The sequence below is a fragment of the Candidatus Pantoea communis genome, from assembly GCF_011752685.1.
GTDB lineage: Bacteria > Pseudomonadota > Gammaproteobacteria > Enterobacterales > Enterobacteriaceae > Pantoea > Pantoea communis.
In genome coordinates this window covers 177,969-192,984 of record NZ_VWXC01000004.1, presented here as the reverse complement: position 1 = coordinate 192,984, position 15,016 = coordinate 177,969, and the positions used below count along the sequence as shown (strand labels likewise).

Annotated in this window: 6 protein-coding genes and 1 tRNA gene; 2 read left to right on the top strand and 5 right to left on the bottom strand. The window is 56.7% G+C overall.

Annotated elements, in window-relative coordinates; translation table 11 throughout:
• Nucleotides 1–8: 8 nt before the first annotated feature.
• Nucleotides 9–85: transfer RNA gene (locus F3J37_RS08060), tRNA-Met, on the top strand.
• Between the two features lie 78 nt (nucleotides 86–163).
• On the opposite strand, the gene amiC is transcribed toward F3J37_RS08060, so the two are convergent.
• Nucleotides 164–1,399, bottom strand: coding sequence for an N-acetylmuramoyl-L-alanine amidase AmiC (amiC, locus tag F3J37_RS08055; RefSeq protein WP_034823092.1), 1,236 nt, complete (start codon nucleotides 1,397–1,399; stop codon nucleotides 164–166).
• Nucleotides 1,400–1,631: 232 nt separating this feature from the next.
• On the opposite strand from amiC, the gene argA reads away from it, so the two are divergent.
• Nucleotides 1,632–2,960: an amino-acid N-acetyltransferase gene (argA, locus tag F3J37_RS08050; RefSeq protein WP_034823094.1), complete on the top strand. Its 1,329-nt coding sequence runs from the start codon at nucleotides 1,632–1,634 to the stop codon at nucleotides 2,958–2,960.
• Between the two features lie 194 nt (nucleotides 2,961–3,154).
• On the opposite strand, the gene recD is transcribed toward argA, so the two are convergent.
• The 4 genes from recD to recC all read right to left on the bottom strand — a co-directional run bounded on the left by recD (nucleotide 3,155) and on the right by recC (nucleotide 14,948).
• The gene (gene recD, locus F3J37_RS08045) at nucleotides 3,155–5,026 is read right to left on the bottom strand and encodes an exodeoxyribonuclease V subunit alpha (RefSeq protein WP_166932917.1); all 1,872 of its coding nucleotides are present in this window, start codon (nucleotides 5,024–5,026) and stop codon (nucleotides 3,155–3,157) included.
• The gene (recB, locus tag F3J37_RS08040; protein WP_166932915.1) at nucleotides 5,023–8,568 is read right to left on the bottom strand and encodes an exodeoxyribonuclease V subunit beta; all 3,546 of its coding nucleotides are present in this window, start codon (nucleotides 8,566–8,568) and stop codon (nucleotides 5,023–5,025) included. Before recB ends, recD begins: the two co-directional genes overlap by 4 nt.
• Complete coding sequence (ptrA, locus tag F3J37_RS08035; protein ID WP_166932914.1) at nucleotides 8,565–11,462, bottom strand: pitrilysin; 2,898 nt, start codon at nucleotides 11,460–11,462, stop codon at nucleotides 8,565–8,567. The genes recB and ptrA overlap by 4 nt, the downstream gene beginning before the upstream one ends.
• A gap of 105 nt (nucleotides 11,463–11,567) precedes the next feature.
• Entirely contained in the window at nucleotides 11,568–14,948 is a 3,381-nt protein-coding gene (recC, locus tag F3J37_RS08030) for an exodeoxyribonuclease V subunit gamma (RefSeq protein WP_166932912.1), read from the bottom strand.
• Between the last annotated feature and the right edge of the window lie 68 nt (nucleotides 14,949–15,016).

The following is a 15,016-nucleotide window of genomic DNA, read 5'->3' as shown; positions in this document are numbered from 1 at the left end:
CAGACGGACGCGGGGTGGAGCAGCCTGGTAGCTCGTCGGGCTCATAACCCGAAGGTCGTCGGTTCGAATCCGGCCCCCGCAACCAATTACAGATAAGCACCTTAACGGGTGTTTTTTTGTTTTTGGCTTCCGATAAAAAAGCGGCGCAGTGGCCGCCCTCCTCTCAGCGACGCGCCAGCACCGCACCTTTATCGAAATACGCCTTAATCCCATGCAGAATCGCCTCAGCCACCTGATGCTGATAACGCGGCGTGCGCAGCTTACGCTCCTCCTCCACATTACTGATAAACGCAGTCTCCACCAGAATCGACGGAATATCCGGGGCTTTGAGCACCGCAAACCCCGCCTGATCCACCGTGCGTTTATGCAGGTGATTAATGTGCCCCATGCGCGATAACACCTCTTTGCCGAACTTCAGGCTGTCGCTGATGGTCTGCCGCTGCACCATATCGAACATGGTGTGATCCAGATAGCGGTCACCGCTCATGCTCACCCCACCAATCAAATCCGATTCGTTCTGGGTTTGTGCCAGGAAGCGCGCTGCGGTTGAGGTTGCGCCGCTGGTCGAAAGGGCGAACACCGACGAACCGCGCGCCGCACGACTGGTAAAAGCATCGGCGTGAATCGAGACAAACAGATCGGCGCGCTGTTTACGTGCTTTCGCTACCCGCACGCGCAGCGGGATAAACACATCCTCGTTGCGCGTCATATACGCCTTCATGTTGCGCTCTTTGTCGATCAGCGCCTTCAGATAGCGACCAATCTTCAACACAATGTCCTTTTCGCGCGTTTTGTATTTGCCATGCGCACCGGGATCTTCGCCACCGTGACCGGGATCGATCATGATGATAATCGGGCGATCGCGCCCCGCTTTGCCCGGCAAAGGAGCTTGCGCCGGTTGATCGCGTTCAAGGTCACCCTGGTTGTAATCGTTCAGTAACGCCAGTAGCGGATCCTCTTCCGGCGAGGGCTGGCTCGGATAGAGATCGACCACTAAACGATGTTTGATGCCTGCCACCGGTGCCAGCGTGAAGATCTTCGGCGCCACGTTGCGTTTCAGCTCCAGCACCACCCTCACCGTGTTGGCATCAAACTGGCCAACTCGCGCATGTTTGATATAGGGATCGTCAACGCGCACTTGCTTATCCACCCCTCTCAGGACCGGATTGATATGCAGGTTATCGATGTCGATCACCAGACGATCGGGATTGCTCAACGTGAACTGTTTGTACTTGAGGGGGACGTTCGACTCCAGCGTCACGCGGGAGTAGGTTGACGAAGGCCAGATGCGCACCGCCACAATATGCTGGCTGGCCGCCAGCCCGGTTCGCGTTACGCTTAATAGCATGAGCGCGCCCGCACCCTGTAATAATCGTCGTCGTGTAAAAGCCTGAGACATGCCGCTCCAACTGCCGTGTAGTGTCTAAAATATCGTCAATTGACGAGAGGAAGGCGAAAACTTTGCTTAGCAAGCCGTGGGTTGTTTTGCCAGAAAAACCAGATAATGCAGGCTGTTAGCATGGGTTGCATCAGGAAAATCGTAAAGTAACGTCAGGCCCGGCGCTTGCATTAGCTGGCAAAAGAGCATAAAAATACACAAATTACGAATAAACATTCACAGAGGGTTTGCCGTGAAGGAACGTAGTACTGAACTGGTTCAGGGTTTTCGCCATACCGTTCCCTATATAAATGCCCACCGTGACAAGACCTTTGTCATTATGCTTGGCGGCGAAGCTATCGAGCATGAGAACTTTTCCAACATCGTTAACGACATTGGCTTGTTGCATAGTCTCGGCATTCGCCTGGTGGTTGTCTATGGTGCCAGACCGCAAATTGATGCCAGCATGGCGCAACAGCAGCTGGAACCGATTTACCACAAACACACGCGCGTAACCGATGCCCAATCACTGGAACTGGTGAAGCAGGCCGCCGGACGTTTGCAGTTGGATATCACCGCGCGGCTGTCGATGAGCCTGAATAACACCCCATTGCAAGGTGCGCACATCAACGTGGTGAGCGGTAACTTTATTATTGCCCAGCCGCTGGGCGTCGATGATGGCGTGGACTACTGCCACAGCGGCCGTATTCGTCGTATCGATGAAGAAGCCATCCATCGTCAGCTGGATAATGATGCCATTGTGCTGCTCGGCCCAGTCGCGGTGTCGGTGACCGGTGAAAGCTTTAACCTGACATCAGAAGAAGTGGCCACGCAGTTGGCGATTAAGCTGAAAGCCGAGAAAATGATTGGCTTCTGCTCTGAACAAGGCGTCACCAACCGCGAAGGTACCATTATCTCTGAGCTGTTCCCCAACGAAGCGCAGGCGCGTATCGATGAGATGGAGAACGACGGTGATTTCCTGTCAGGTACCGTTCGTTTCCTGCGCGGCGCGGTGAAAGCCTGCCGCAGCGGCGTGCGTCGTAGCCACCTGATCAGCTATCAGGAAGATGGCGCATTGATTCAGGAACTGTTCTCGCGTGACGGTATTGGTACGCAGATTGTGATGGAGTCCGCTGAGCAGATTCGTCGCGCCACCATCAACGATATCGGCGGCATCCTCGAATTGATTCGCCCGCTGGAGCAGCAAGGCATTCTGGTGCGTCGTTCGCGCGAGCAGCTGGAAATGGAGATCGACAAATTCACCATTATTCAGCGCGACAATCTGACCATCGCTTGTGCCGCACTCTATCCGTTCCCGGATGAGCAGATTGGTGAAATGGCCTGCGTGGCGGTGCATCCCGATTACCGCAGTTCTTCACGCGGCGAGCTGTTGCTGGAGCGCGTGGCGCTACAGGCACGCCAGATGGGATTGAAGAAGCTGTTTGTGCTGACCACCCGCAGTATTCACTGGTTCCAGGAACGCGGCTTTACGCCGGTGGATATTGAATCACTGCCGGAGAGTAAGAAGCAGATGTATAACTATCAGCGCCGTTCGAAAGTGTTGATGGCGGATTTGCGCTAACGGCGGGGAATGCCAGCTAGCGCGGTTAAAGGCAGTTAAAGGCAGTTAAAGGCAGCGTAGGGAAGGTTTCGCTAAACGGTCTGGAATTGCCCAACGTCTTAAACTGATAACGTTGTCAGGATGCGCATCCACGCGCATCCAATAAAACATCTGCATTGCCTGCGGTCGGTTTCTTTACCGACCTCAACTCTCGCTCAGAATGACTCTCCGCTTAACCGGTCCAACAATCCGCTGCGACGCTGAGTGCGTAATTGCACCGCACGACGAAATACGCCTTCATCGCTGTAAAGGGTTAACTGTTTGCGCGCACGCGTAATGGCGGTGTAAATCAGTTCGCGGGTGAGTACCGGTAAAAACTGTGCCGGCATCACCAGCGCGGTATGGTCGAACTCCGATCCTTGCGATTTATGCACCGTCATCGACCAGGCCGTATCATGCGCCGGTAACCGGCTTGGCTGTACGGCTTTGATGCTGCCATCCGGCAACGGGAAGAAAACTTTCAGCAGCCCTTCATCATCAAACAGCGTAATGCCAATATCGCCGTTAAACAGCCCAAGCGCGCTGTCATTGCGAGTCACCATCACCGGACGGCCCTGATACCAGCGGCTCCCCCCCAGCGGACGACGAATCAGCTGCATCTGCATCAGTTTTTGCTCAATACGCTGATTTAATCCCTGCACGCCAAACGGCCCTTCGCGCAATGCGCACAGCAGCTGATAACGCCCAAATGCGTGCAGAATCTCTGCGGGCTGTGCTCGCTGGCTCACCAGCCGCAGGAATGGACGGTAGCCTTCCGCGATATCATTCAGCATTGCCTGATAGGCCTCGCCATCATTGAGTGGCTGGCGTGATATATCGCTGAAGCCCGCGTTAAATGCGGCCTCAACCGCCTTTGGCTCACCGGCATTGACCGCAGCCGCCAGCTTGCCGATGCCCGAGTTAGCATCAAAGCGATAGCTCTTGCGTAGTAGGCAGATGGCGTCGCGCACGGCTGGCGCGCTGTCATCATCGTGGCCTTCAACCTGGCAACCGGTTAACGCACTCAGCTGGGCTGCACGCGCGACGCTGTATCCCGCTTCCGCACAGCGGCAAATATCGCCCAGTACCGCACCGGCTTCTACTGACGCCAGCTGATCGCGGTCACCAAGAAAAATCACGCGTGCCTGGGGTGGCAGTGCGGCGATGAGATTAGCCATCATGCCCAAATCAACCATTGAGGCTTCATCCACCACCAGCACATCCAGATGCAGCAGGTTACCGGCGTGATAGCGCAAGCGCTGGGTTTCGGGCTGGGCACCGAGCAAACGGTGCAGCGTGGTAGCTTCCGCTGGGAAGCGTTGGCGCTCGGTGTCGCTGACCGGCAGTTTTTGCAGCGCTTTACCGAGTGATTCGGTTAAACGCGCCGCCGCTTTGCCGGTCGGGGCTGCCAGTTGAATGCGCAGTGCACCCTGGCTCAGGCGAATCAATGCCGCCAGCAGTTTTGCCACGGTGGTGGTTTTCCCGGTGCCTGGGCCGCCGGAAATGACTGCAGTTTTCTGCGTTAGCGCCACCGCTGCCGCGATTTTTTGCCAGTCATCGGGTTCAGTACCAAACAGGTTATCCAGCACGTCGCGCACGGTTTCACTGGCAAACTGCTGGGTTGCAGACTGCGCCTGAAAGAAGTGTGCCACCTGCCCTTCGTTATGCCAGAGACGATGCAGATAAAGACGCCCATCGCTGAGAACTATCGGCGCTGCCTGCTCGCTGCTGTTGCTGTTGCTGTTGCTGTTGCTGTTAATCAGAGCAGGCCAGCCAGCCATCACTTGCGTCCAGTCCTGCGGTTCACCCGCCGCCAGCCAGATAGCCTGCGCCAGTTCAGAATGGCGGCCATTGAATAACCCTTCACGGCTCAGCTGTGACAGCGGTAAGCAGACGTGCCCCTCACCCGCTTCCGCGCTGAGACAGGCAGCCGCCAGGAGGCGTGCTGGCTGCGTGTCATCCGCCAGCAACAGGGCGAACTGAACATCCAGTGAGCGCAGCAAACGCAGCTCAACCGCCTGTTGAAGTAGCGCTGTAATGCCACTCATGCCGAGGCTCCCTGCCCGCGAAACAGGCTATCCAGTTGTGAAACAAAATCCAGAGTTGGCCGTGTGTGGAATACGCCGTTGGCCGGTGAAGTGCCATCCATGCCACGCAGGAACAGATAAAACACGCCGCCAAAGTGCTGCTCGTAGTCATAATCTGCCACGCGATGTTGAAGATAGCGATGTAGCGCCAGCGTGTAGAGCTGATATTGCAAATCATAGCGGTGGTCGATCATCGCCTGTCTCATCGCTGCTGGCGTATAAGCTTCGTGGCTGTCGCCCAGCCAGTTGGATTTGTAATCCAGCAGGTAATATTTGCCTTGCCAGCGGAACACCAGGTCAATGAAGCCTTTCAACATGCCCTGTACCTCACGAAAATCGAGCGGCGGCGCATCGGACGATAAAGCATCCTGACGGATCAGCGCATCCAGATCATTCGCGGTCAGCAAACCGTCAATCGGCAAGTAGAAGCCCATCTCCACGAGTCGATCGCTGGTCTGTACCTGACCGAGCTGTATCCCCTGATCGTTGAGCGGCGTACTCACCACTCGCGCAATCCAATCCGTCAGTATCGGTTGCCAGTACAATGGATACCCATTCTGCTGCAGATGTTGCTCCAGCAATGCGGCCGTGGGGGGATGTGGGAAATCGAGAGATTCGAACAGTTCATGCAGGAAAGTCCCCGGCGCGGCGCCGCGCGGGAAATGGTGCGGTGTCAGTGCAGCTTCAGCGATCTCTTCCTGCTGTTCTTCGCCTGCGGCTTCCAGATCGAAACGTGGCATCACATCAAGTAGTCGCTGGCTGCCATGCTGCTGCAAACCGGAGTAACTGGTGACACGCCAGGGTTCCACCAGCGTGCGGCTGACGGTGCGGGCGGCCAGCGCGTCATGAGCGGCATCAGGCGCCAGCCAGCGTTCGGCTTCCTGATCCTGCACGCGCATCACTTCAGTGCCCGCGACATTGATCTGATTGAGTAACATGTCCAGCTGTTCCGCTGTCGCCGCTTCACCGCGCTGCAAAAGATGGCCCAGTGCGCTTTTATGCAGATCGCTCTCGCCTTCTTTTTTGCGCGTGCCGCGAAACAGCGGTGCCACACCTACGCTACAGTGATACACCGAACGGGTAAGTGCCACGTACAGCAAGCGCAGGTCTTCGGCCAAACGCTCCTGCTCGGCCATCGCCAGGCTTGCGTCATCGGCCTGCAGATCCAGCACCGCTTCAAAGTTGTCGCGATCGTGATACAGCGCGGTATCCGCCTCGCGGAATCCGGCGGCGAACGGCAGCCACACAAGCGGATATTGCAGTCCTTTAGATTTATGGATAGTGACGATCTGCACCAAATGGCGATCGCTTTCCAGACGCAATTGCTGGCTGGACGACTGACTGTCCGGGCTGGCTATCTGCTGCGCCAGATAACGCACCAGCGCGTGCGGGCTGTCGAGCTGCGCCGCCGCTTCCTGCATCAGTTCACCCAGATGCAGCAAATCGGTCAGGCGGCGTTCGCCATTTTCTGAGGCGAGCAGGTTTTCCGCAAGCTGGCGTTCCTGTATCAGCTGGCGCAGCATCGGCAGTACGCCGCGCTGCTGCCACAGCAGTTGCCAGCGGGCAAAAGTCTCTACCAGCTCATCCCAGCCGCGCGCATCCTGATCCAATGCATCCAACTGTGCCGCATCAAAGGCAAACAGCGAGGTAGCGAGCGCCGTGCGCAGCATTCGCTCCTGTTCGGGTGCCAGCACCGCCTGCAGTAACCACAGCAACTCACGCGCTTCGGGCGTGGTGTAGACGCTGTCGCGGTTCGATAAATAGACCGAGGGAATGCCAAGCTGGTTAAGTGCTTCGCGGATCGGATTGGCTTCGTTGCGGCTGCGCACCAGCACCGTGATATCCGATGCCTGCACCGGGCGTTGCGCGGCCGCTTTACCCAGCAGCGCACTCTGTTGCTGCCCCGCCTGTAACCAGTGGCTGATATCCGCGGCACACTGTCGCGCTAACGCCTGCTGATAATCGCCGACGCTGCACCCGTCGCCCGGCAGCAGCCAGAAACGCAGTGCCGCCTGCGGCTGATTATCCAGTGTGAGAGAAAGCGTCTGATTTGGCTCAGCGAAGTGCACCGGCAAGAAAGGGATAGCATCAAAGACAAAAGGCGCTTCGAGCCGATTGAACAGCTGATTGACGCTCTCCACCATTGCTGGCGAAGAGCGCCAGTTGGTGTCGAGGGTGTAATGCGCGCTCACTTCATTGCGCGCGCGGATATAGGTAAAGATGTCTGCGCCACGAAAGGCGTAAATGGCCTGTTTTGGATCGCCAATCAACAGCAACGCATGCTCGGGTTGATTACCGTACAGCGTGCGGAAAATGCGGTATTGCTGCGGATCGGTATCCTGGAACTCATCAATTAACGCCACCGGGAAACGCTGACGAATCGCCTGCGCCAGCATTTCTCCTGCAGGCTGCTGCAGGGCATCATCCAGTCGGCTCAGGAGATCATCAAAACCCAGCAGCGCCTGCTGGCGTTTCTCTTTCCGTACGGCGGCGCGGATATCCACCAGCGCGCGCGCAATCAGCAAATCGCGTAGTGAAATGGGCTGAGTCAGAAACAGGTCGATGGCCGCAAACAGGGCATGGTGCGGAGGATGGCCTTTTTTGGTTTTCTCCTCCAGCACCCGTTGACCAAAGCGCGCCAGCTCTGCGGGCACCTGATAATCCAGGGTTTCACTCTGTGCCCAGAAACTGACTTTATTCACCCACACCGGCAGATTTTTACTGCTGTAGCTGCGTTTGTCCACGTCGGACTGCCCCACCAGCGTCAGCACCTCTTCACCCACCGCGCGCCACTCGGTTTTCATCGCGTTAATGCGCGCCAGGTTTTCGTTGTGGCGCATCGTCAGCGTTTCGTCGTCAGCGGGCGCTAAACGCAGGTTAGGTGATTCGCCTTGCAGCCACGGCCGCAACGTCGCCAGCAACTGCTCCGGGCCACTCCACTCGTTGACAATCACGCGGGCAATATCCAGCGAGAGCGGATAACAGTGGCGACGCCAGAAATCAGCCGTGGCCTGACGCAGCAGCTGTTGTTCATCTTCAATCAACTGCTGTTCAAACAGCATGCCGGATTCAAAGGCGTTGAGATTGAGCATGCGCTGACAAAAGCCGTGGATGGTAAAGATAGCTGCTTCATCCATCTGCCGCTCTGCAGCCAGCAGTAGCGATGCCGCTTCTGCTGGCTGCGGCATCTCCAGTAGCAACTGCATCAGCATCGGATTGCGGCTGGTACCGCGAATGCAGGCCAGCCGCAGCTCATGGATGTTGGCACGGATACGTCCGCGCAGCTCTGCGGTGGCCGCCTCGGTAAAGGTCACGACCAGAATTTCTTCGACCGACAGTGGCCGGGCATAGGCATGTTGCCCGCCCAGCCCCAACAAAAGCCGCAGATAAAGCAGCCCAATAGTGAAGGTTTTGCCGGTTCCAGCAGACGCCTCAATCAGCCGCTCGCCACGCAACGGCAGCGTCAGCGGATTGAGCGGTTCTGGCGGCTGAATCAGACTCATTGCGCGTCACTCTTAACCGGCAGGGATTGCTGTAGCTTCTCCACCTGATCCCAGGTGGTGAAGCCAGGCAGTTGCGCATAATCATCTTTAGTGGCGCCATCGTGGCTACCGCCAATCTGCGAAATCATCGCCATGCCCTGCTGTTCCAGCACCGCTTTATGGAAGAAATCGGCCACGCCCTGCGGCGTGAGCTTTTGAATCTGCTCGATGGCTTTTTCACGGGTATCGAAAGCAAAATTCTGCCGGTTGAAGTCACGGCTGTAGCGATTCGCTTCTTCATCAAGCGTTTGCGGGCGCTGTTTTAAGTCATTGATCAGCGCCTGCTGATACTGGGCAAAATCTTCCGGTTTCATGTCGCGCAGGCGTTGCTCAGCCTGCGGATAGAACGCCTCAAAGCGCTGCATCAGATAGGCTGGCTGCTTGCTGTTACTTTGCAGCAGGAAGCCAATCCCCCACTGGCGACCAATCGGCATCTGATACGAGAACACCGCATAGCCCAACTGTTCCTGGGTGCGCAGTTGGTTATAGAACCAGGGTTGGACAATCTGGCTCAACATGGTGCTGTTGGCCATGCTTTGATACTCGTCGTAACCCAGTGGCACGTAGAGTGCTGCCAGTGCAGAATCCGTGCTGCTTCCTGCGGTTTGCAGGTTGGCCTTCATGGCTTTATCGATCACCACGTAATCGCTGTGCCAGTAACTGTGACCATCGCTGTGCAACTGCTGTTGCAGATCGGTGCCCAGCTGTTTAACGCGATCGGCGGAGAGGTTGCCCACCACCATCATTTCCGGCGTGGCGTTGCGCAGTAAGGCATCACGGTAATCCGTCACGTCTTTCAGCGTCAGATCTTTCACTAACTTGCGGCGCGTCTCACGCTGGGTATACGGCAGCTGTGACAGCATCTGCATCGGTTGAATCGCCTGCTCGAAGGCTTTGCCCTTCTCGGCGGCTTCCAGTCGATCCAGATACCAGGATTTTGCCTGTTCCAGTTGCTGTGCGTCCGGCTGGAAGCTGGCGTAGCCCTCAACCAGTTTTTTCAGTAACTCCGGCAGACGCTGGGTAAAACCACTGGCGCTGAACACAATGCCGTCATCTTCACCGGTAGAAAAACTGATCCCCCCCACTGACGCCTGCGAGTTCAACTCATCCAGCGCCACGCTTGAGAGATAATCATTCAGGCCAAATAACACCTGCTGACGCGCGTCGCTTATTGCCGCTTTGTTGCGCAGTGCCAGAGTAATGGCTGCCTTTGGTTCACTGGCGTAGAACTGGCTTGGCATCCAGTAGATGCGCATGCTGTCACCGTCGGTCAGCGCCACCGGATGCGTATACGTTTTGCCATCACCAGGCATAATGGAGAAATCAGAAGGGATATACGGATTCAGCGTCGGCATCGACAGTTGAATCTGCTTGCCGCGCTGCTGCCAGTCACTGAACTGGGTATCACTGATTTTATCGACCTGGTAAGGCGCATTGACAAAATAGGCTTCTTTGTTGTGCGGCTCATTCGGGCTGATATACCAGATGCGGGCATTTTGCGGTGTCATCTCATCCAGACGAGATTTGATTGCCGCAGGGTCAAAGTTATCCGCGAGATAAGGTGCATCCAGCGTATGATCCACTGGCACGCGCAGCATGGTATCCACTAACCATTCAATATAATCCATGTCACGGGTGATCGACGGATAGCGGAAATCCAGCGCCAGCACATGCGACACCTCATCGAAATAACCCTTATCGATGCCTTTACTACGCAACATGTCGAGGTAGCTAAAGATCGCCGCCACCACTTCATCACGCTGTGCCAGGCCTTTGTCGGTCAGGGAGACCGTGATGGCAAACACGCCGCTGTTGCGGTCCGTCATCGGATCGGCACCGGCATTCACCCCGTCGGCCAGCCCCTGCTTTTGCAGCCAGTCGTTGAGGGTATTTTTACTGCGGTTGCCCAGGATGTAGCTGATCAACGTGTCGGTTTTGCTGCGGAACTGGTCGCTGTTGTTAGCGATGCGAAATTCAACTTTAAGCTGTTTACGCGGCTGAGCGGGCACGTAGTGAATAATGATGCCTTTCTGCGCATCGGTCACCACCGGCACTTCGATTTTCGGTACGATAGCCTGATGGTTAGCCACTCGTCCAAACGTCTGTACCGCAATATCGGCCATCTCTGGCAGCGATTTGTTGCTGTATATCACCGCTTTCATCAGATTGGCGGAGTAGTGGCTGTGATAAAACTCGGTCAGCGCCTGATGCAAATTGCTGTCGGGCTTATCGCGCAGCGTATCAAGGTTACCGCCTGAGTAGCGGGAAGCTGGATGCGCTGGATTCAGGGTTTCCGCCCCGACCTGCGCCATACGCAGGCCGTCGCGCGAACGCGCCATAGTGAGCTCTGCATTAACTGCATGACGCTCACGATCGGCGTTGACCGGATCGAGCAAAGGCTCTGCAATGGCATCGGCCAGACGATCCACCGCCGGTTGCAGTGCATCGTTCTCCACTTCCAGATAGAACGCGGTGCGATAAGACGCGGTACTGGCATTGTGACTGCCGCCGTGCTTTTTCAGGAATTCGGCCAGATTATCCGGTTGCGGATAGCGTTTTGAGCCCATCAACACCATATGTTCGGTATAGTGCGCCAGCCCTAGCTGCTGATTCGGATCGTCCAGCGAGCCGATAGGCAACGTCAGTGCGGCCAGTGATTTAGGCGCTTCTTTGTCAGACACCAGCAACACCGTCATACCGTTAGTTAGCGTGATGGCCTGATAACTGCGCGGATCGTGATCGCTTTTTCGAATCGTTTCATTGATGGGCTGCCAGCCGCGATCGCTATCGGCAAAGGCATTCAGCGCCAGCATGCTCAGCAGCAGCGCTCCCATCCAGCGTGCGTAAATCCGCATTTAAACCCCTTTCTTTACCCTTTACCGCTGGCTGTGTGCCCAGCGGCGCAATAGACAACTTTTTATGATTTTGGGAACACCCGCAAAAGCGGCGTTACCCAATTGCTATTCATCATCTTGATGCGCAAGGCGCACCGGTAAATACCACTGGCGAGCGGCGGCAACAATTACCTGCACCGCCTCATCATCCAGCGTACGGCTCAGGCGCTGCAGATAAGGATCGCTGCCTTCGCCCTCCACCTGAAAACCACCCTGCCAGGCTTGCAGCAATTTGTTCAATGCCTTTTTCTGCGTGGCGTCATCGTCCAGCAACTGGCCGGATTTTCGATCAAAACTGGCATCCAGCCACGCGCCACCCGATTTGTTCAGCAACATCAACGGTTCCGTCATCCCCGCCTGATAAGCCGTCACGTATTCGTTCAACAGTGACAGCGCAGACTCAGCGTCGATGGCTTTAAAACGCCAGCGGCTTTGTTTGCGCCCGTACATGCGGCTTTCACCTGTGCCGCCCAACGCGCAGTACACCAGATGCTCCAGCCACAATAGCAGACCATCGTTCATGTTCAGCACACCCGGACGCCAGCGTAACAGTCCATCAGCTTGCACCTGGGTTAACCAACCGGTCAACTGCACCCCATTCAGCGGCAGATTGATTTCCCAACTCTCTGAGGGCTGACGCTGTCCACTCACTTCCGCAGCCACTTCCTGCATCTCTTCGGTCTGGCTCTGCCAGAAAAGTTCCCCAAAAGCACCATAAGGCAGATTGCCCGCAGCGCGATGACGCGCATAAAGCTGCGCGGGATCCTCACCGTTGACCAGGGTATTCAGTAGCTGCGCATTGATTTGATAACGCTCCAGACTATCCGGGGCAAACGGCTCGCTGTCCGGCAGTTCGCTCTCTTCCATCCAGAAAGCCACGCCCAGCCGCTGCTGGAACCAGGCCCGTACCGGATGACGCCAGAAGCGCAGTAGTTGTTCAAGCGAGAGCGTTTCCAGCGGCAGTGGCGGCAACCGTTGCACAAAGTCTGGCTGTGCCACGCCACTGTCGGTGGCAGCGGGCAACCATTCTGCGGCGAAGCTCTGGCCGTAAGCGTCAGGGCGGAAGTTCTCCGCTGCAAAGGGCATGCGGCTGTGGAGCTTCTGTAAATGCTCACGTACACGCTGCTCGCTGACGTCGGGTTCGCACGCTTCATCGCCTGGCAGACAAAAACTCTGACCAAGATAATCCACCAACTCTGTCACCAGCACTGAGGGATAACGCTCGGTGTTGTCCTGAATCGCGCGGCCGATATAGCTGATGTAGAGCTGATGCTGTGCCGAAATCAGGGCTTCAAGGAACAGATAGCGGTCATCATCACGGCGGCTGCGATCGCCTTTGCGTGCCTGCTGCTGCATCAGGTCAAAACCGAGCGGCGCCAGCGTGCGCGGATAGACGCCATCGTTCATCCCCAGCAAGCAGACGACTTTGAACGGAATCGAACGCATTGGCATCAGGGTACAGAAGTTTATCGGCCCGGCCAGGAAGCGCTGACTGATACGCTGCTGATCGAGGCGCGAGCGCAACTCATCACGCAGTAAGGTGACGGGAATCGGTTGCTGATAATCAGCCTGCGTGCCCTGCTCAATAATCTGTTTCCACTGGGTTTCAACCAGCAGTAATGCTGCGTCGCTTTCGGCATCGCCGTTGAAGAAGCTGTCGATCAGCTCGCGGCACAGCGGCAACCACTCCGGTAGCGTACGCTCGCCGGTCAGTCGGGTGCGCCACGACTCTAAGCGAGAGAGCAATTCGGCCAGATGCCCGGCCAGTTCGGCAATCAATCCGCTGGATTCGTCGTAAGGCAGAATGCCCTGCCAGTCACCGTTGCGGCTTTCCAGCGCGTAACCCAGTAGCATGCGCTGCAGGCCGAAGCGCCAGGTATGTTGACCGGTGGCAGGCAGTGCCAATGCTTCGACGCTGGCATCATCCAGCCCCCAGCGAATACCGGATTCCATCACCCAACGGCGCAGCAGGCGCAGACCGCTTTCATCCACCGAGAAGCGCTGCGCCAGCGCAGGCACTTCCAGCAGTGCCAGCACTTCTTCGGAAGCAAAGCGGCTGTCTGGCAGCGCCAGCAAGCTTAATAAGGCCAGAATCGCCGGATGTGCCTGGCTGGCGCGGCGATCCGAGATGGCAAACGGCAGATAACGATCCGCAGGCGCACTGGCAAACGCCGCCTGAATGAAGGGCGCGTAGCTATCGATATCCGCCACCATCACGATGATGTCGCGCGGTTTGAGATCGGGGTCGGCCTCCATCAGCGCCAGCAGATGATCCTGTAACACTTCCACTTCACGCTGAGCGCTATGACATACCTGCAGCGTGATGGTGCGATCATCAGGGTCGAGCACCCGTTTTTTGTGGCTGTTACCCAGTTCATCGGCGTGCAAACCGATCACGGCGTGGTCATCCAGGTTGAGCAGGTCGGCTTGCAGACTGTGCAGCAGGCTGTCCTGCGGCATCTCAACAAAGGCATCAATATCGTTAGCGGCGGATTCCATCTGACTCAGCAGAAACAGATTATCGCGCCCCAGTTTGCCCCACGAGGCCAATAACGGATTGGTGAGTTGTTGCTCGCCGAGTTCATTGAACAGCGTCGGCGCTGCTTCGGGATCGCGGAACAGCGGCTGTGCCTCTTCAGACTGCATGCGGCGACGTTTGCGGCTCTGCAATTTGGCGAGGAAAGCGTAATCCTGAATATCGCCCCAGTAGTGGCGGCAGGGGTTGGTAAACAGCAGATGAATATCGATATGGCGGCCAAGCGCTTCCAGCGCCTGCAAATACACGGGCGGCAAAGCGGAGATACCACAAATAAACACGCGCTGCGGCAACCCCGCCGGTGCCGTCTTTGCTTGCTCCAGGGCGTGGATAAAGCGCGCATACAGGTTGGCACGGTGCCACATCGGCTGGCCCAATTGTTCAGTGAACGCCACCAGATCGCGCCACAGCGGTGCCTGCCACTGCTGGGCATCGCTCAAGCCGTCGATGAGTTCTCCGCGCTCCCAACTGTTGAGCCAGTCAGATCGATACACCAGATACTGGTCAAACAGATCGGCCACGCGGGCGCTGAGCTGATAAAGCTTGCGCTTGTCATCGTCATCATTGAGGTAGTGACGCAACGGCTGAAAGGCCTCCTGCTCCAGCAAGGTGGGCAAGCGATGCATCAATTTCCAGCCCATGCTGGCTTTAGTGAAAGCGCTCTCCTCTGGAATGCCGGGCAGCACTTTGACAAACATGTTCCAGATAAAGGTCGCAGGGAGCGGAAAGTCGATATTCGCTGCAATACCAAAACTGTTTGCCAGTTCCATCTGCAGCCACTGCGCCATGCCGGGGCTTTGCACCAGCACCTGTTCGGCCGCGAACGCATCGTTCAGCGGCTGGTTTTCAATCAGAATACCTGCCAGATTTTTCAACAGATCAAGCTGATTGGAGTGGTAAACCCGGAACATAAATCTCCTTGAGAGGGAAAACAGCGCAGCCTGGTCACTCTACCCTGTATCGCTAACGATGCCTATCG

Bases quoted from the DNA above. Each gene is read 5' to 3' on its own strand.
- recD (WP_166932917.1), bottom strand. From the start codon at position 5,026: ATGAGTGGCATTACAGCGCTACTTCAACAGGCGGTTGAGCTGCGTTTG.
- recB (WP_166932915.1), bottom strand. From the start codon at position 8,568: ATGAGTCTGATTCAGCCGCCAGAACCGCTCAATCCGCTGACGCTGCCG.
- recC (WP_166932912.1), bottom strand. From the start codon at position 14,948: ATGTTCCGGGTTTACCACTCCAATCAGCTTGATCTGTTGAAAAATCTG.
- amiC (WP_034823092.1), bottom strand. From the start codon at position 1,399: ATGTCTCAGGCTTTTACACGACGACGATTATTACAGGGTGCGGGCGCG.
- ptrA (WP_166932914.1), bottom strand. From the start codon at position 11,462: ATGCGGATTTACGCACGCTGGATGGGAGCGCTGCTGCTGAGCATGCTG.